Raw genomic sequence first — 16,907 nt, 5'->3', positions numbered from 1 at the left:
CCAGTTTCTATTGTTTTCTAATATTCCCAATAGGTTAGGGAAATTAAACATATTTTTCGATTATTAATATGTTATGATCTCCCTACTACTAAAGGGGTGTCTTCGGGCATCGGGATGTATGCGAGCAAAACGTAAGTGCTTGTGTCAGTCACTTTCTGGCGAATATGGAATCGAAGATGTTGTTGGAAGAAGTTGTAGAAATTATCGAATTAACCGACTCAGACCATTTATCTCAAGCAATGGAACTGTTTAACGAGCATGGTTTTGTTGATGCTGAGTATTTACCTTTTATGAATGTTGTTTTTGAAACAGCACCGGATCACCTTGCGAAGAAGTTGTCGCAGATTGGTTTTAAAGGTTTAGTGCAAGTCGAAAAGAATGAAGATGCATCGGGCTTCACTATTATTGATGCTGACCGTGTTCTGCTGAAAGACTCTGCTTAGCTGCAAGACTCAGCTTAACTGTAAGATTCTTCTTAATGACAAGAATAAGATTCAGCTTAATGAAAAGACTCTATCCAGTTCAGTAACACCCGTTATGATTATTTGAGGTTAACACAGTGACAACAGCAACCGTTTCATCAACAGAGCAACACATTTCCAATGAACATGCGCTTTTAGGCGCATCGTTATTAGCGTCTCAAAAAGTTGAGTTGGCTCTGTTCAGTGTTATCTCTAAATTAGCTAAAGCACTGCCAAAGGAACAACAGCAGCCACTAGGCTTGGATTTGGATACCTTTTTAAGGGAAAAGCCAAGTGAGCAAGCCTCTACGCTGAGCTTATACGAACAGACGTTTGGTGAGCAACTTCCTTTAAAGACAAATGAAATCAGCGATTTTATTTATCACCGAAACTTGGTAACTCGTGGCTTTTGGCGTGTGACTGGGGCTGATGTTAAAGGCGGTGAGAAACTAGCGAACCCAGAGCTTTATTTAAAAGAGTTCTTGGCCAAGTGCGAATACTGGCAAGTGATGATTGATACTCAAACCAAGTAATCAAATTGAAATAAGAAAGCCATAGCGAACATGCTATGGCTTTTTTGTTTGTGTAAACCATGCTGTATTTTTTAAAGCAGATGATTACCTCGAATACTGAGAACATCACTTATATTACTTAAATATCCCTCCAAAATTTAAAGCATCATCTTCAATACATAGTTCCTAGAGACAAAGTGGTGTTTAAGTGCAGCACAAACATGAAGAACAACTAAACAGGCTAGGGCAATACAACTGGCACGATGTAAATAGAAAAAGAAGCCGTTGATTGCAGGGTCGGTAATTGGGTTATTCACGCTCACTAACCAGAATAACGAATAAGGTTCTTTTAGCATCAAATAACCGGTGCTAAAAACCATAAACATCACTAGATACATCAGGGAGTGAGCAAGTTTAGCAACGCATTTTTGCCCTTCAGGTACAGACAGTGGCATGGTTGGCGATGAGCGGAAGTGACTCCAGACATAACGAACCACGAATAATGGCGTCGCAATGGTAGCCAATGACATGTTGAGCACTGACAGAAAAGAAAACAGTTCTGGATGACTGGTGACATAGTGCATCACATATCCTGCGACTGTTGCATAGATGATGACAGACGCCATGACCCAGTGCAGCACCCGGCTCATTAAATCGTATCGTGGATTGTTCAAATTAACCTCGCTCTGATCGTTATTAATATAAGATTCATCTCGATGCAATAAATCAACTCTTGGTATATTCGCATCGCGAATTAATTATATAGAACAGTATTACGCGGTATTTTTATAATTTAGAAATTAATGATGTTGCTTCAGGTGTTTTATAATTATCAATGATGTTTTAGAGTGTTGATTCCAATAAGGAGAAGGCAGAATTGCCGACTTTCTAGCTTGTCTTGCGATTAAGAGATACAGTTAACAAAGATAAAATATATAAGGAATGTATAAATGCTTCGAATCCTATTGATTGCAGTGTTCTCACTGGTCACGACCATGAGCTTTGCAAGCGAGGAAGTTAAATACTCAGAGAAAGAGTATGTAGACCGACCATTGATGGAACGATACATCTTAGATGAATTGAAGCAGTTGCGAATGGAGCAACAAGACCTTGAAAGACGCTTAACTATTCAGATGACGGATCGAGAGCTTTCCGTGGCCGATAAATCGCTGAATTACGCAAACGTAACGGTGACTTATTTCTTTTATATTATCGCAGGTGTTGCTTCTCTTATCGCATTGGTGGGTTGGCAGTCACTTAAAGAGCTCAAGCACACCACCAAAGAAATGGCCGATCAACGTCTTAATTCGATAGCTCAAGATTATGAGAAGAAGTTTAATGTTCTTGAAAGGGATCTTAAGCGTAAGACCAGAATCATCTCGGAGAATAACCGAGAGATTGAGATCATAAATGAGATTCACAATTTATGGCTTAGATCGCAAAATGCACAAACGGCGGAGCAAAAGATTGAAATCTACGATGAAATATTGAAAGTTCGTCCGGGCGATCTAGAAGCATTAACCTCTAAAGCCGATGCCGCAATGGACATGCAGGAATATCATTGGGCAATGAGCTTATGTAACCGCGTATTAGAGGTTGATGACCAAAATGCCCATGCTTTGTATCAACGAGCTTGTTCGTATGCAAGATTAGGAGCGGAGGGTCAGGCTATCGACGACTTAGAGCGTTCTATTCAAGCGAGTGGATCAATGAGAGAGCTGTTAGCTGAAGAGCTAGACTTTGAAATGCTGCGCGGCTTAGACCGTTTTGAAGCGCTTTGTGAAGAGTAATGTCAAATAAGGTGGTGGGCTTCACACGCCCACCATATTTTGGCAACTTTTGTGGAACGGTTTCTTACATTTCGTTTATTTTTTTGAATTAATTGTTATGTTATAACACCTACCAAGTTTCTTGTTATAACCGCTAAGTATTTTATGAAGTTCCTCCGTATTGGCCTGATCGTTATCGCTATTAGTGCATTCTCGCTTTCCGTTTTGCTCCATTTTCAATCCGAAACACCAGAAAAAATCTCAATTCAAGTCACCCCTTATAAAGATTTATTAACTCATCAAGAGGGGGCGTCAAACTCATATACAGATTCAGAGACAAGCTCAAGAACGTTGGTAAAAGTTCATTACTTCGTGAAGGTTGGAGATACGCTCAGCAACATATTTTCGTCATGGAAACTGCCTTATGAGACAGTTCATAAAGTGATGGAAGCGGATCTTGAGTCTTTGAAGCTCGATACAATAAAACCTGGCGATCATCTAGAGTTGCTTTTGGATAGTGACTCTAAACAACTAGTAGAGCTGATTTTCCATGAAAGTCTCGTAGAGCAAGCTGTCTTCACTAAAAATGCTGATGGAAGCTTTAATTACCAATTCCATGAAATGCCTGGCGAATGGAAAGAAAAGCTCTATACGGGTACCGTTCATGGCAGTTTTTCAACGTCAGCATACAAAGCGGGATTAACAACCGCCCAGATAGCCAATATTACTCGAACGCTAAGAGACAAAATTAACTTCTCAAAGCAGTTAAGAGCGGGCGATGAGTTTAATGTGTTGGTCAATGAGCAATACACAGGCGACCATCTAACAGGAAAAACAGAGGTTCAAGGCATATCGATTACGTTACGAGGTAAGGAAGTGGCCGCGTTTCTTACTCCGGATGGACGTTTCTATGACAGAGAAGGGAATAGCCTTGAGCAAGCGTTCAATCGCTACCCAATAGACAAACAATTCCGAAGAATTACTTCGCCATTTAACCCGTACCGTAAGCACCCAGTGACAGGACGTATATCTCCGCATAATGGTACTGACTTCGCAACACCCGTAGGGTCGCCAGTCTATTCAACCGGCGATGGTCGAGTTGTGGCAATTCGTAATCATCCGTACGCAGGGAAATACTTGGTGATCGAACACAACAGCGTTTATAAGACACGTTATTTACACTTGAGCCGTTTCTTGGTTAAGAAAGGCCAACAGATTAAGCGAGGTCAAAAAATTGCGTTGTCTGGTGCAACAGGCCGTTTAACTGGGCCTCACCTACATTTTGAAGTGTTGGTACGTGGTAAAGCGGTTGACTCGATGAAGGCTGACCTACCTTTGGCAAGCTCTATATTGCCGAAAGACAAGGGTGCGTTCCTTGCTCGAATTGCGTCTTTCGATGACATCATCTCTGAGCAACAAGGCACAACGAGTTAAATCAAACTCAGTCTCGGCTTATATTTACTCCAACCCTTCGGTGATGAAAGACCGAAGGTTGGAATAAGTGTTTATAGATAATTGCAGGTTGGATTAAGCGACAACAACCGCCGTGCCGCTTGCAGATACCATCAACATGCCATTACCTGTTCCTAATACTTCATAATCTATATCGACACCTACCACCGCGTTGGCACCCGCTTCAATCGCTTTTTGCTCCAACTCTTTGAATGCGTAGTTGCGTGCTTTTTCTAATTCTTTCTCGTAGGTGCCAGAACGTCCACCCACAAAGTCACGAATTCCTGAAAACATATCTTTGAAAACATTCACCCCTAGAATGGCTTCTCCGGCGATAACCCCTTTGTAATCGACAATGCGTTTGCCTTCAACAGATTGAGTGGTGGTAATAATCATAATGGCCTCTTGTAAGCTTGCTGAGTTGTTACTCGCTTATTGATTGATAGTTTGGTCTTGTTCTTGAATGTTATCGTTCAGTGCTGTCTCTGAGCGTGTGAACTCATGCCTCAACCATGTTCTCAGTTTTAGCACACTTTCTTGTTTTAATTTGTTTTTTGGGCAAACAAAATAGAAATCTTGGTGTGGGTTCGCGACGGGTTCACCCAGCTCCACTAGCATCCCATGGCTGATGTCATCTTTCACAAACAAGCGATGCGTTACCAACACACCTAATGAACGAATTGCAGCTTGAACCGCTTGAATGGAGACATCAAACGTTAGATTGCTATGGAATGTGGGCATTGGGATTTGGTAATTGTCGCACCAGACTTGCCAGTCATGTTGTCGCCTGAGGTTAAAAACGCCAATGGTCGGGTTTTGTTTGACGAGTTGTTGGACGTTTAATCCGGTCTGGTTTTTCAATAGAGCAGGGCTGCACACCAAGACTAGGTCATCGTCGCCGAGCTTTTCGCTGTAATATTGTTCCCATTCGTTTGGCTTGCCATGTACGAGGGCAATATCGACACCTTCTTGTTCGATATCGAAAGGGCCGGTTAATGTCGAAATACGGATATCAAGTGAGGGAGCAAATGCTTGAAATTCGGGGACTCGAGGGATCCACCAGTGCATTGCGAGCGAGTTGACCATGTTGAGGGTAATGCGGTGATCGTTAGGCGTTCTGGCAAGCTCTTCGGTGGCTTCTATCACTTGCTCAAGTGCAGGCGCGACCTTTCGGTAATATCGCTTACCGGCGGCATTAAGAACAACACGACGACCTACTCGCTGAAATAGCGGTTTATTAACCAGTTGCTCTAGTGATTTGATGGCTTGGCTTACTGCCGAATGACTGACATACAACACTCGAGCAGCGTCGGTCATGCTGCCGGTTTCAGCAACAGCAATGAAAGCATAAACGGATTTAAGCGGAACGAGTTTCTTCATTGGTAAGTTTTCCTTACAGTTATGGTTAATATTACTCGCTATTTTTCATCACGTCACGCTTCTAAAATAGGTGTCATAGGAGGTGATAATTATGTCTGATATTACCAAGGCGACGACTTTTATGTTGTTGTCGACGTTCAGTTTGTCTTTGAGTGGCTTGATGGCCAAGTATCTATCTGAAGTGATGCCAGTCTCGTTACTCAGTTTTGTGCGTTTTTTGTTACCCAGTCTGTTCTTATTCTTATTCTTGATGTTTTACAAAATAACGAAACCTTCACTCGATATGTGGAAACCTTTGGTGATGCGAGCGATCTTTATGGTGGCGTGCCAGTGGTGTTTCCTTACTTCACTGCAAACCTTAACGCTTGTTGAAGGTGTGGTGTTATTCAGTACGGGCCCGCTGTTTATTCCTTTGTTAGAAAAATTAATCTTTGGTACTAAGATTCATACAACGACCATCGCCTGTTTGGCGATTACCTTTGTCGGCGTAGTGATGATGGCTGGGGACTGGTCGCAGTTTGAATTTGGCTCAGAATTCTTTAGGCCAGCGTTGTTGCTAGGATTATTGGCGGGTGTGTTTAATTCAGGTTCACAAGTGAGTTTGTATCGAGCCTCTAAGACGAGCCTGACACCAGCAGAGCTTAACGCATGGACCTTTTTAGTCGCAGCAATACTCGTTATACCTATGCTCGTGTTTACTTCTGTTTCTGCTGTACCAGATGTACTTAAGGGGGATAGTGTGTATGGAGCTTTAACGACTTTGCTGTCGTTTGATGACTTGCGTTGGATTGGACTTGGTGCATTTGGACTCGCACTGTTTACCATCAATACTCAAATTTTCCGCTCCAAGGCGTATAAGCTTGCAGATAGTGGCTCCCAGTTGGCACCACTGATTTTTACTAACATGCTGTTTAGCGCCTTATGGCAGGGGTTGTTCTTTGATGATGTGTTTTCTACTCAGCAGATGATTGGCATTAACCTGATTGTTGTGGCGAGCATTACCAACACGCTATTAGCGAAGAGACACAGCAAAGCAAAAGCCAAGCAAACGCCGCGAGTCACAGTGGCTGTAGCGACTGTAGTGGACGTTGCGGTATTGGACTCGGCAGCTAAAAGCTAACCATTGAGCTTATGAAGCTTATGGTCTTTAGTCTGAATGGTTAGCTTAAAACAATGAACGTATGTACTCTTTGACTCGGTCGATGTGTTCGTTTGGTTCAATCTCGCAACGCTGTTTAGTCTCTAGGAATCGCTCAGCGTATTTGTCGTAGATTTTGTTTTCTAAGAACAGCAAATACAGCTTGGGATCGATATGACCGCTGGTGGCCATGTCGGTCATGATGTTGAGTGATTCGCTTAGGAGTTTGCCTTTCTTATACGGGCGATCACTAGAGGTGAGCGCTTCAAAGACATCAGCAATGGCCATCGCTCTGGACGGTAGAGGTAATTGGTCTTCGCTTAAGCCTCTTGGGTAGCCCTTGCCGTCGATACGCTCGTGGTGTCCGCTGGCGATATCCGGAATATTCTGGAGGTAAGACGGATAAGGCAGCTTGTTAAGCATGGTGAAGGTTTGAATAATATGATCGTTGATCATGAAACGTTCTTCATCGTTTAACGTGCCACGACGAACTTTCAAGTTGTGCAGTTCACCTTGGTTGTATTTGACCTCTCCTGGCTTAAGCACAAACGCTTCTTGCCATACATCAGCAGGGCTAAAGCCATTATCCCACGGTATTTTATGTTCGGGTTTATCAGCAAGTAGCGGTTCCATCACCGGTAGTATTTGGTCTTTTCTTGCTGGCTCAGCTTCACTCTTCTCTGTTGTGTCTTGTTGTTCATTGAATCTCTCTTTTTCAGACCAAGATAACCCTAGCTGATCGTCGAGTGTTCGTTTCCATTGGCGCTTGGCTATTCGGTCTAAGCGTTCTAGTTGTTCGTCCGTCATCGACTCTCCACCAAGGTTACATTCAGCAACAAAGGCAAATTCTTCATCCAATTCTGACAAGCTTTGTTCGAGGATCTTAAGCTGATCCTCTTGAAGCGCTCCGTTCGCTATAGCTTTCCAGTAGTCGGTTTCAGCCTGTTGTTTTAACAGTTCGAAACGCATTCGCACTTCGTGGATTCGGTCGTAAATGGTTTCAAGTTTTGTTGCCTTGTCTACGACATACTCGGGTGTGGTTACCTTGCCGCAGTCATGAAGCCAAGCGGCGAGCATTAACTCTTCCCACTGTTTACTATCCAATGAGAATTGCGGGTAATAACGGTCATCATCAATGGTTGCTTGAGTCAGCCATTTGGTCAGTTCAGGCACGCGTTGGCAGTGCCCGCCCGTGTAAGGTGATTTTGTATCAATCGCTGATGCAATCAACTCGATAAAGGCATTAAGCATGTCTTTCTGTTGCTGCATTTGGTCAATGTTATCTTTGGCTATTTCCGCAAAACTGAGCAGTTCTCGTAAGAAGGCGTGCTTGTCTGCCTGCATCTTGGTAATCGGTCTTTCATAGCCAATTGCGACGATACCCACCAACAACTTCTCACGGTTTAATAGTGGAAACAGGTACAGATCTGAATTGAAGATCGAATCTTGGTAATAGTTGAGAACATTGTCTTCTCGGTTTAAGTGGATTGTTTCTCCAGATTTAAGCTGGCACAGCAACCAAGGGGTGTGCTTGATGAAGTCATTGATGTCGGCCTTAAAGGGAAGAATGGCGAGGTTTGCGGCCGTATCAAACACATCTTTCTCTTTTGATTGAGTAAAGAGGACGATGGTTTCTGCTTTGGTAATTAAATAGCTTTGATGAGCAATATTTTTGGCTAATATCGAAAACTCCTGATTACCGGCCGTGTCTCGAAGTAGCGTAATAAGATCATGAAGTGTGTGTTCCATCAGCTCAATTGAGTGGGCGAGGTTAGCCACTTCTTGAATCATGCTTTTGGGATAATGAGTTCGCCTGAAGTCAAATCGTGCGATGTTGTCGGTGAGTTGCATCAGCGTATTAAGCGGCTGAGACAAACGATTGGCGACAAACCATACGATAGCGAAGCAGATGAACAACATCCCAATCGCGACGGCGACTTGCTTGTCACGCATCGAGATAAGATCAGAGAGCAACTCATTGTGCGGCGTAGCCTCTGCCAAATATAAAGTGACATTCTGAGTGAGCTCAATGGGCGTTAGCGTTAATGCCCAAGTGTTTAAGTTGTACTTAACATTTTTTAGGTTGAGGTTTAATTTCTCCTCGTCGGAGATAAGTGGTGCTATGACGGATGCTTTCAATGCTTCCATCTGTTCACGCTTAGGCACATTAAAAAAGCTTAGGTCTTGTTCACTGCCAGAGAGTTTCCCTGTCGTTTGGTTATTCGTTTTCTCAGTTTTACTTGTGTCGTTAGGCTGGGAGGCAAGCTTGGGAATTGATAGATCAAGTTGATGTTGGCCGAGAAGATTAAAATGCTGGTCGAACAGTGCGAGTCGGGTTTGTGGAGAGTAGGCCAATTCACTGATCTGGGAAGAGAGAGATTTCAACGTGAAGTCGGCACCAACGACATGCTTGCCATCCAAAGAACGTCTAGAAAGCGTAATGCCATTGGTTTGCAGGAAATAGAACAGGTAGGGCTCAGAGAGTTGTATTGAGCCGTCAGGCTTTGCGTTACGAAACCAAGGTCGAGTCGTGGGGTTGAACTTACTCTCGGCTTGTCGGGTACTGATCACTTGGTGTGCGCCATCGAGAAAGGTAATAAAGTTTTCACCATCTAGATTGGTGCTACTGACCATCATGGTCGCTTTCGCGGGAGCGTTGTTGTCGGCTCTCTGTTTGATGGAACTCAGAGGGCGAAAGATTCGGAAATTGCCATCTTCAGAGCCATAGAACAGAGCGACTAAATTGGTATTTTGCTTGAAGATGATATCGACCGAAGCAAGCCAAGATTCTTTTTCGACGGAGGAGGTTTGATGAGCAACAAACGGGCTCACTGCCATCACGTTTAAGGTTGTGATGACTGGGGCAATAGCTTGTTTAAATACCGATTCCAGCTTATCGCGATGTTCATTACTGACTTCGCGCACGGTGCCTAAAAGCAGTTCTTGAGAATGCCGATAACTTATCGAAATCAGTACGGTACCGACAAGAGTGGTCAAAATTAAGAAAAGGCTAGTGATGTGGATACTCAGCGGATATCGTCTTCTTCTCATCTAACACTCCAGTTTGTAGACTGGTTTAAGTATTGACGAACTTGGGTAGGTTGCAAAAAATTGGCGTAATTAAGGCGGCGGTACGACTAAGTCGTGCTTACGATGATTAAGTGAAATGATAATAAAGCGTTACCTTTAAGAGCTAATGGCCACTTGTGACTGGTAGGGCTGATAGGGTTGTTCCAAATGTTGGATAGGTCCTATGCGAGCAATACATATCTAATGTTTTTAATCTTCCTGACTAGAAAATCAAGCATCTCGGATGTTTTATTAATTAATCGTTATTATGTTAATATTGGCAGTTATTTTGCACATCTATAAAATATCTAGGTGCTGTATGTGTTGAGCCTAGAAGGAACAGTAATGACGTTAGAAGCATATATTCTTAATGTAGGAATATATTCAATTTTCCCATTGTATTTTGCTACGTTAAAAAATCGCGTACGTACAGCGGCGTTTTATAACTATCTTAGTATTGTACTTTTGGTCGGGGGGCTTGCTGGTGCAGTTTATTCATTTCCGTTATCCGAAACTCTAAACATTTCAGGCGGAAATATTGCTTATGGTGCATTCATGATGAGCACTATCATGCTCATCATTATTGAACGAGATTTTAGTACCTTTAGACACATGTTTCAGCTAGTAGTAGTTGTAGATTTGATTGCCTTCGTTGGTTTTAATTTTATGGCTTGGTTGTTGGAATCGGAATATGTGTTGAATCCTTTTGGAATCCCTTTCAATATTTTTGATGTATCAATGAAAGTACTTGTACTTGGGGGAGCTTTAATTCTCCTCGAAATATTGTTATTGATGTTCATTTTTACACAAGTAAGTAAGTTCCTTTCCAACCTACCTGTGCTGGCATTCATCTACACGTTAGCATTTGTTTTTATCCTCTGCTTGGATGGGGTACTGTTTCCTCTTTTAGCTTTTGATTTAAGTCCTCAGATCGTTCCTATCATATTCGGAAATATAATGGGTAAGTTGTTGATCGCGGCTAGTTATAGCGTCCCAATGCTCGTCTTTTATTTTTTGTTTAGAGGCGATTTTGCCAAGTTTGTTAGTTCGCCACTCTCCATAAAGGATTTGACTAAAGCACCTAGAAAAGAATTGCTGGAAACCTTGTATCAATATGAGTTGCGTGATGAGCAGTTACAGAGAGAAAAACAAGATCTTCAAAAGATAGCACTTTTTGATGAGCTCACCTCTCTTCCTAATAGGCGTCAATTTAATCAAACGTTTGAATCTGAATGGGCTCGATGTGAACAAGAAGGGCAAGCTTTAACCTTAGTGATCGGTGATATTGACTTTTTTAAGCAATACAATGATGCGTATGGCCACCATCAAGGTGATGTCTGCCTCAAACAAATAGCAAAGCTTTGGAAGCAAATCTTTAAACGGCCGTCAGACCTTGCAGCTCGAATCGGGGGGGAGGAATTTGCCATTGTATTGCCAAATACATCAATCGAACAAAGCAAAGGTCGCCTTAATTCATTCTTAAAGGTTTTACACGATCAATCGATTTCTCATAACTCTTCACCCATTGCTTCTCATGTAACGATGAGTATAGGCGTTGCTCAATGTGTTCCGGCTAAAAGCACGTCACCAAATGATCTGTTTATGCTCGCGGATGAACGCCTTTACCAAGCAAAGAATAACGGACGAAATCAGGTTATTGCCGATTAAATTAATTTTAACAATTCTGAATGATGAACAGTATATAATTGCAAATTACCCAGCATCAAATTACGAAGGTGTCTGCCGGACATTTTTTGAGGAAGCTGTGTTAGTTCAACCCAATTTGGAATTGATTGACTAGACCAAGCGATGAAGGCATTGATTTATGGAATTAAAAGTTGATACACACACCCACACATACGCAAGTGGTCATGCTTATAGCACGTTGATCGAAAACGCCAAGTCGGCGAAGCAAAACGGGCTAGCTATGTTTTGTACTACTGACCATTCAGAGTCTATGCCGGGCGCGCCACACTATTGGTTCTTCAGTAACCAGCGTGTACTTCCTCGTTTTATTGAAGATGTCGCAATTATTCGAGGTGTCGAGTCAAACATCATGAACACACAGGGTGAAATCGATATTCATCCGAGTGTGGATAAGAACCTAGATTGGGTGATTGCCAGCTTCCACGAGCCCGTTTTTCGCCCATCGGATGTCGCTACCCATACAGAGGCTCTCGTGAATGTGATTAAGGGCGGTCGAATTGATGCGCTTGGCCACTTAGGAAACCCTAATTTTGATTTCGATTTTGAAGCTGTGATTCATTGCGCGGCGGAACATAACGTAGCAATCGAAATTAATAACACCACGCTTAAAGGCAATAGCCGCGTTGGCAGTGTTGACCGTTGTTATGAGATCGCAAGAATAGCGAAAGCGAAAGGTGCGTTTATTACGACAGGTAGCGATGCGCATTTCTGCGTAGATGTTGGTGGCTTGGACTTAGTCGCTGCATTGTTAGATAAAGTAGGTGTGGATTCGAATAAAGTGGTCACTCATTCGCCACAGCAATTTTTGGCATTTTTAGCATTGCGTGGCCGTCAATCTATTGCTGATTTTTCGGTATTTGAGTGATGGAATAGCCGTTACTTTTTACATTTTAGTCATTGGTTAGCTAGCTAGTTTGCATTTCGACACAATCAATTTTTGTGCCCGACGGATTTTTGTATACACTAGCCGAAAATAATAAAGTCGAAGTGCCACAACAACGATGGCGCTATCTTCAAAGACATCGCTTCACTTGGAGAAACAATGAAAACTCGCTCAATCCTTTTATCTGGCTTAATCGCTGCTTCGCTATTGTCTGGCAACGCTTTTGCTAATGTTGACCTTAAGAAAAACATGCAAGAAATGAAGCTTGCGTTCAAACAAGCGGCAGAAGCTCAAAACATTGAAGAGATGCAAAAGCCTATCGTACGTATCGACACGCTAGTTGCTGAGCTCAAAACGGGTGTTTACCCAATTGAGAAAGAAGAACACTTCATGGAAGGTTTCAAAAAGATCAGTGCATCGATTGATAGCATTGAGAAGAAGCTAGACCAAGGTGAATTTGAATCTGCACAGCAAGAGCTTCGTACTATCGATGGCCTTCGTGAAGAGTATCACGAGAAGCGTAATCCAAGCATTTGGAGCAAGATCTTCGGTTAATCTACTAATCAATAGAGTTTGCTTGTTAGCGTATCAAAGAGCAAAGCCTTAAGATTTGATTTCTAAAACGCCGCCTTACATTATTCTTATCAAGAAGGTGTAAGGCGGCGTTTTTTATTGTCTTTTTTATAAACAGTCTGTTATGTAGAGTTTCACCACATTTTCTTGGCTCTTTCGTTGTAACCAGTTTTTAACTAAAAAGAGTGTGCGTTAGCTTCAATTTTTTAACCTGATGTTAATCTTTACGTTTACCTATATAACAAGTGCCTCATAATAAGGGAAATTTATAAAGATTAGGAATGATGCGCCGAACCTCGTTCAACTTCTCCATGTTACTTGCTACAGCATTAAGCTGGGCGCTAGTGACATTAATGCCTGTTATCAATGCTCATGGTAATAGTGCGGGAGTATGGGCGTCGTTATGTACGGTCAACGGCTTTGAACTGGTTCAAATTGAAGAAGGCGAGCCCAATACTCACAAAGGAAAGCCGTGTCCCTTTAGCCATTTTTCCACGTTTCATCAAGACGAACTTCCAACTACATTACTGACGACTCGACTGAGTTCTATTGTCTCAGACAGCTACGCTTTTTTGGCTCTAAGCGAACGCTACACGAGACAAGCCCCGCGCGGCCCTCCCTTTGATATTGCTTAAACCTAACCCACTAAAATAATTAAAAAATAAAGTATTAAGTAAAGTTAACCATGCTCAAATTACTTTCTGATCTTTCAGAAGGTATGTTTGCGTGTGTCAAAGGAAATAATAATGTTGAGAAATGAATCTCAAACCCCTGCGAAAGCACAAGCAACTTCGCAGTCTAAAAGCAGTGCAACAACTGGTTCGAAAACCAATATAAAAAGCAAAGACCGCAATAAAACTCTCTACTTCCTCACTTGGCGCTGGCACTTCTATGCTGGGCTATTCGTTATCCCGTTTATGCTAATGCTGAGCATTACAGGCTTGGTGATGCTGTTTGATGATGAAATCGAACTTGCTTTCCATCAAGACGCGATTGAAATTGTTGCATCGGGCGAACCGATCAAGGTGTCACAACAATTAGCTGCGGTACAAAATCAATACCCACAAGGTACGGTGACACAATTTGTACCGAGTAAAGTCCCTGATCTTGCGAACCGATTTTCTGTATCACTTGAAGATGGCACGTCCGTTTTCGCCACGGTGAATCAATATACTGGCGAAGTGGTAGGAGAAATCCCCCGCAGCGACAGTCTGTATCAACTGGCGAATGACATTCACGGCACTTTGTTGATTGGTGATTGGGGGGATTACCTAATTGAAGTCGCAATAAGCTTGTCTATTCTGTTACTCATCAGTGGCATTTACTTATGGCTTCCTCGAGATAACGCGAGCCGCGCTGGTTTTCTTAAGCTTCGATTTGGTTCAGGAACGCGTATTTTAATGCGTGATCTGCATGCGAATATCGGTGGAACACTGTCATTCATTCTTCTGTTATTTATTCTATCGGGATTATCATGGACAGGTTTTTGGGGCGGTAAGCTAGTGCAAGCATGGAGTACTTTTCCTGCTCAAATGTGGGACGACATTCCTCTGTCTAACGAAACGCATGCTTCTTTAAATCACGGGTCTGAAGAAGAAATGCCTTGGAACCTAGAGCAAACTCCACTGCCTTTGTCTCAAGATAAGCCAGCCGAACACGTCCACCAAGTAGAAGAAGCGTCTGAAGCTCATGATCATTCTAAGATGGGTGAGGATCATTCTCAGCATGTATTATCTACGAGTGATTTCTCGATTGATGATGTGATAGCAAAAGCTCAATCTCTTGGTTTTACGCAATATAAAGTCAATTTCCCGCGTTCAGAAACGGGTGTTTATACCGTGGCCGCCAATACTATGGGAGGCGATATCATCGACCCAACCCAAGATCGCACAACTCACCTCGACCAATATTCAGGGCGCATTCTAGGAGAGGTGACGTGGCAAGATTACAATTTATTCGCCAAAACCTTAGCCGTCGGTATTTCTCTGCACCAAGGTGACATCAGCATCATCAACAAGCTTCTAAACGCGTTGTTCTGCATTGCGTTTGTCGTTGTGTCGGTGACTGGTGGAGTCATGTGGTGGATGCGCAGACCTTCAGGCCAAAGGAAGTTGGGAACGCCACCGAAGTTTGGTGATGCAGGCTTATGGAAAGAAGGCTTGGTGACTGTGGTTGTTATTTCGGTACTGTTTCCACTCGCGGGTGCAACGATTGTGACTGCAATGCTAATGGATTGGTTACTGTTTTCACGCGTTGAGAAATTCAAGACGGCCTTGAGTTAATTGACACGTAAACGGGCTTTCTCGACTTGAGAAAGTCCGTTTTATTAATCAGATGAGCACTTCTTCTATGAGGAAGACTTTAGACTAGATACTGCTCTAGATTTGATAAAGCTTTAGATCTGATAAAGTTCTAGCGGTAGGCCGTCTGGGTCTGCGAAAAACGTAAATGATTTCCCCGTAAACTCATCAACTCGAATCGGTTCGACTTCAATACCTTGTTCTTCCAAGTAGCTTTTGGCATGTTGAACGTCATCAACACAAAAAGCCAAATGTCTCAGCCCTTGAGCTTCCGGAAAGCTTGGTCTTTCAGGTGCGTCAGGGAAGCTGAATAATTCTATTTGAGCGCCATTAGGCAGTGCTAAGTCAAGTTTGTACGACTGGCGCGCTTCACGATAATTCTCAGCAATCACTTCAAGCTTTAAAACTTCCGTATAAAAGCGTTTAGAAACTTCGTAGTCTGAGCAAATAATGGCGGCGTGGTGTATTCCTTTCAGCATCAGTTTATTTCTCCTGCCAGTTTGTCACCCAAGTGTTCCATCGCATAATCAATGAACACACGCAATCGGGCAGGCATGTACTTGGTTTGAGCAAACTGCATCGCGATAGCGCCATGGTAATTACTCTTGATGGTCCAATCTTCCAGTACTTGCACTACAGAACCTTCAGCCAATGCATCTTGAATTACGAAGTCATGGAAAATACCCACACCAAGCCCTTCTTTAACACCTTTCAATCGCATCTGAGAGTGGTTCACAGCGTAACGTCCGCTGACGGGGACTGTGTAAAACTCATCATCTTTAAGGAAGTCCCAAACGTGGTCTTTATCTGTTTCTGCAAGGTATAAGCAGTCGTGCTCAGACAGCTCGGTAGGGTGGTGAGGAGTTCCTTTGGCATCTAAATAGTCGGGGCTCGCACATAACACGAGGTTTGTTTTTCCGAGCTCTTTCAATACCAAACTCTCGTCAGGTTTGTCGGTAAGGCGAAAGGCAATGTCGATGCCTTGGCGCAATATGTCGATGTCGCCATCAGCTGCCCTTAGCTTGAGTTGAATCTCAGGGTACTGATTTAAAAATGGCACAACGAAAGGCTGCAATACCGAGTTCAAGAAGGCTTCAGGCGCCGCTACCGTTATCGAGCCTGCAGGCTCAGTATGGTCAGAGGTAGACAGTTCAACGGCTTGTTGAGCCGCGTTGATCATCACCACGCTTTGGTCGTATACCAACTGGCCTGCTTGAGTGATGATCAATGTACGAGTGGTTCGCTCGAACAGCTTTACTGAAAGTGCTTTTTCTAGACGTGTGATCAATTTACTCAACGCTGATGGTGTCACACCTAACTGTTTTGCTGCAGCCGTAAAACTACCTTCGTTAACCACTAAAATGAACGAAGCGAGATCCGGAAGCAGGGCGATGAGTTTTGGGTTAATCATAAGTATCCAGTTAGACTAATTTCAACAGTGACCATAACCTTGATTGTGATTGATCTCTTCTGATTTGTGAATCAATTTCATTAATTGATACGCGCAATAGTAGTCGTGATGGAAGCCGTTCTTTTGTTGTTCCTATTTCATATTACTCAGTTATTCAGATCTCAAGTCAATATGGCGATTCCGTTGCTTCAAATTGGTTGTTAGATGCTTTTGTTATATTAATGTAAATACTTGTGATTGCTTGTTAAATTT

16 protein-coding genes are annotated in these 16,907 nt (G+C 42.8%); 10 read left to right on the top strand and 6 right to left on the bottom strand.

The genetic code is table 11. The features are described 5' to 3' along the window. The first annotated feature begins 176 nt into the window (after positions 1-176). Positions 177-443: a hypothetical protein gene (locus M4S28_RS24845; protein WP_249633158.1), complete on the top strand. Its 267-nt coding sequence runs from the start codon at positions 177-179 to the stop codon at positions 441-443. Positions 444-559: 116 nt separating this feature from the next. Beyond that, positions 560-994 (top strand): hypothetical protein, encoded by a 435-nt coding sequence (locus M4S28_RS24840; protein WP_017079729.1) that lies wholly within the window; start codon positions 560-562, stop codon positions 992-994. Positions 995-1,131: 137 nt separating this feature from the next. On the opposite strand, the gene M4S28_RS24835 is transcribed toward M4S28_RS24840, so the two are convergent. Further along, positions 1,132-1,599, bottom strand: coding sequence for a cytochrome b (locus M4S28_RS24835; protein WP_017090620.1), 468 nt, complete (start codon positions 1,597-1,599; stop codon positions 1,132-1,134). Between the two features lie 324 nt (positions 1,600-1,923). Here M4S28_RS24835 and M4S28_RS24830 point away from each other — a divergent pair, with 324 nt between their 5' ends. Both M4S28_RS24830 and M4S28_RS24825 read left to right on the top strand, forming a co-directional pair. Then, positions 1,924-2,763, top strand: a complete 840-nt coding sequence (locus M4S28_RS24830) for a tetratricopeptide repeat protein (protein ID WP_249633157.1) — start codon at positions 1,924-1,926, stop codon at positions 2,761-2,763. A 144-nt stretch (positions 2,764-2,907) separates the two neighbouring features. Then, positions 2,908-4,176 carry a peptidoglycan DD-metalloendopeptidase family protein gene (locus M4S28_RS24825; protein WP_249633156.1) on the top strand — a complete coding sequence of 423 codons (1,269 nt, stop codon included), beginning with the start codon at positions 2,908-2,910 and terminating at the stop codon, positions 4,174-4,176. A gap of 93 nt (positions 4,177-4,269) precedes the next feature. On the opposite strand, the gene M4S28_RS24820 is transcribed toward M4S28_RS24825, so the two are convergent. Further along, complete coding sequence (locus tag M4S28_RS24820) at positions 4,270-4,590, bottom strand: heavy metal-binding domain-containing protein (protein ID WP_004730185.1); 321 nt, start codon at positions 4,588-4,590, stop codon at positions 4,270-4,272. A 36-nt stretch (positions 4,591-4,626) separates the two neighbouring features. Further along, on the bottom strand, positions 4,627-5,574 hold the full coding sequence (locus tag M4S28_RS24815) for a LysR substrate-binding domain-containing protein (protein ID WP_249633155.1): 948 nt from the start codon (positions 5,572-5,574) through the stop codon (positions 4,627-4,629). A 91-nt stretch (positions 5,575-5,665) separates the two neighbouring features. Here M4S28_RS24815 and M4S28_RS24810 point away from each other — a divergent pair, with 91 nt between their 5' ends. Next, positions 5,666-6,694, top strand: a complete 1,029-nt coding sequence (locus M4S28_RS24810; RefSeq protein ID WP_249633154.1) for a DMT family transporter — start codon at positions 5,666-5,668, stop codon at positions 6,692-6,694. Positions 6,695-6,739: 45 nt separating this feature from the next. Here the strand turns inward: M4S28_RS24810 and M4S28_RS24805 are convergent, their stop codons facing one another. Then, positions 6,740-9,763, bottom strand: a complete 3,024-nt coding sequence (locus tag M4S28_RS24805; protein WP_249633153.1) for an HD domain-containing phosphohydrolase — start codon at positions 9,761-9,763, stop codon at positions 6,740-6,742. 363 nt (positions 9,764-10,126) lie between these two features. On the opposite strand from M4S28_RS24805, the gene M4S28_RS24800 reads away from it, so the two are divergent. The 5 genes from M4S28_RS24800 to M4S28_RS24780 all read left to right on the top strand — a co-directional run bounded on the left by M4S28_RS24800 (position 10,127) and on the right by M4S28_RS24780 (position 15,226). Beyond that, on the top strand, positions 10,127-11,449 hold the full coding sequence (locus M4S28_RS24800; protein WP_249633152.1) for a GGDEF domain-containing protein: 1,323 nt from the start codon (positions 10,127-10,129) through the stop codon (positions 11,447-11,449). Positions 11,450-11,606: 157 nt separating this feature from the next. After that, the gene (locus tag M4S28_RS24795) at positions 11,607-12,353 is read left to right on the top strand and encodes a phosphatase (RefSeq protein ID WP_249633151.1); all 747 of its coding nucleotides are present in this window, start codon (positions 11,607-11,609) and stop codon (positions 12,351-12,353) included. Positions 12,354-12,530: 177 nt separating this feature from the next. Continuing rightward, entirely contained in the window at positions 12,531-12,926 is a 396-nt protein-coding gene (locus tag M4S28_RS24790) for a cytochrome b562 (RefSeq protein WP_004730193.1), read from the top strand. A gap of 302 nt (positions 12,927-13,228) precedes the next feature. Then, positions 13,229-13,579, top strand: coding sequence for a hypothetical protein (locus M4S28_RS24785; protein ID WP_019825747.1), 351 nt, complete (start codon positions 13,229-13,231; stop codon positions 13,577-13,579). Positions 13,580-13,690: 111 nt separating this feature from the next. After that, entirely contained in the window at positions 13,691-15,226 is a 1,536-nt protein-coding gene (locus tag M4S28_RS24780; RefSeq protein WP_249633150.1) for a PepSY-associated TM helix domain-containing protein, read from the top strand. A 113-nt stretch (positions 15,227-15,339) separates the two neighbouring features. Here the strand turns inward: M4S28_RS24780 and gloA2 are convergent, their stop codons facing one another. Beyond that, positions 15,340-15,723, bottom strand: a complete 384-nt coding sequence (gene gloA2, locus M4S28_RS24775) for an SMU1112c/YaeR family gloxylase I-like metalloprotein (RefSeq protein ID WP_012600386.1) — start codon at positions 15,721-15,723, stop codon at positions 15,340-15,342. Beyond that, on the bottom strand, positions 15,723-16,655 hold the full coding sequence (locus M4S28_RS24770; RefSeq protein WP_249633149.1) for a LysR family transcriptional regulator: 933 nt from the start codon (positions 16,653-16,655) through the stop codon (positions 15,723-15,725). Before M4S28_RS24770 ends, gloA2 begins: the two co-directional genes overlap by 1 nt. Between the last annotated feature and the right edge of the window lie 252 nt (positions 16,656-16,907).

The organism is Vibrio sp. J383 (genome assembly GCF_023503985.1).
Taxonomy (GTDB): Bacteria; Pseudomonadota; Gammaproteobacteria; order Enterobacterales; family Vibrionaceae; genus Vibrio; species Vibrio splendidus.
Note: the sequence above shows the minus strand (reverse complement) of the source record. Positions and strands in the feature narration are given on the sequence as shown.

Bases quoted from the DNA above. Each gene is read 5' to 3' on its own strand.
- M4S28_RS24770 (WP_249633149.1), bottom strand. From the start codon at position 16,655: ATGATTAACCCAAAACTCATCGCCCTGCTTCCGGATCTCGCTTCGTTC.
- M4S28_RS24845 (WP_249633158.1), top strand. From the start codon at position 177: ATGTTGTTGGAAGAAGTTGTAGAAATTATCGAATTAACCGACTCAGAC.
- M4S28_RS24810 (WP_249633154.1), top strand. From the start codon at position 5,666: ATGTCTGATATTACCAAGGCGACGACTTTTATGTTGTTGTCGACGTTC.
- gloA2 (WP_012600386.1), bottom strand. From the start codon at position 15,723: ATGCTGAAAGGAATACACCACGCCGCCATTATTTGCTCAGACTACGAA.
- M4S28_RS24825 (WP_249633156.1), top strand. From the start codon at position 2,908: ATGAAGTTCCTCCGTATTGGCCTGATCGTTATCGCTATTAGTGCATTC.
- M4S28_RS24790 (WP_004730193.1), top strand. From the start codon at position 12,531: ATGAAAACTCGCTCAATCCTTTTATCTGGCTTAATCGCTGCTTCGCTA.
- M4S28_RS24795 (WP_249633151.1), top strand. From the start codon at position 11,607: ATGGAATTAAAAGTTGATACACACACCCACACATACGCAAGTGGTCAT.
- M4S28_RS24820 (WP_004730185.1), bottom strand. From the start codon at position 4,590: ATGATTATTACCACCACTCAATCTGTTGAAGGCAAACGCATTGTCGAT.
- M4S28_RS24800 (WP_249633152.1), top strand. From the start codon at position 10,127: ATGACGTTAGAAGCATATATTCTTAATGTAGGAATATATTCAATTTTC.
- M4S28_RS24805 (WP_249633153.1), bottom strand. From the start codon at position 9,763: ATGAGAAGAAGACGATATCCGCTGAGTATCCACATCACTAGCCTTTTC.
- M4S28_RS24815 (WP_249633155.1), bottom strand. From the start codon at position 5,574: ATGAAGAAACTCGTTCCGCTTAAATCCGTTTATGCTTTCATTGCTGTT.
- M4S28_RS24830 (WP_249633157.1), top strand. From the start codon at position 1,924: ATGCTTCGAATCCTATTGATTGCAGTGTTCTCACTGGTCACGACCATG.
- M4S28_RS24835 (WP_017090620.1), bottom strand. From the start codon at position 1,599: ATGGCGTCTGTCATCATCTATGCAACAGTCGCAGGATATGTGATGCAC.
- M4S28_RS24785 (WP_019825747.1), top strand. From the start codon at position 13,229: ATGCGCCGAACCTCGTTCAACTTCTCCATGTTACTTGCTACAGCATTA.
- M4S28_RS24780 (WP_249633150.1), top strand. From the start codon at position 13,691: ATGTTGAGAAATGAATCTCAAACCCCTGCGAAAGCACAAGCAACTTCG.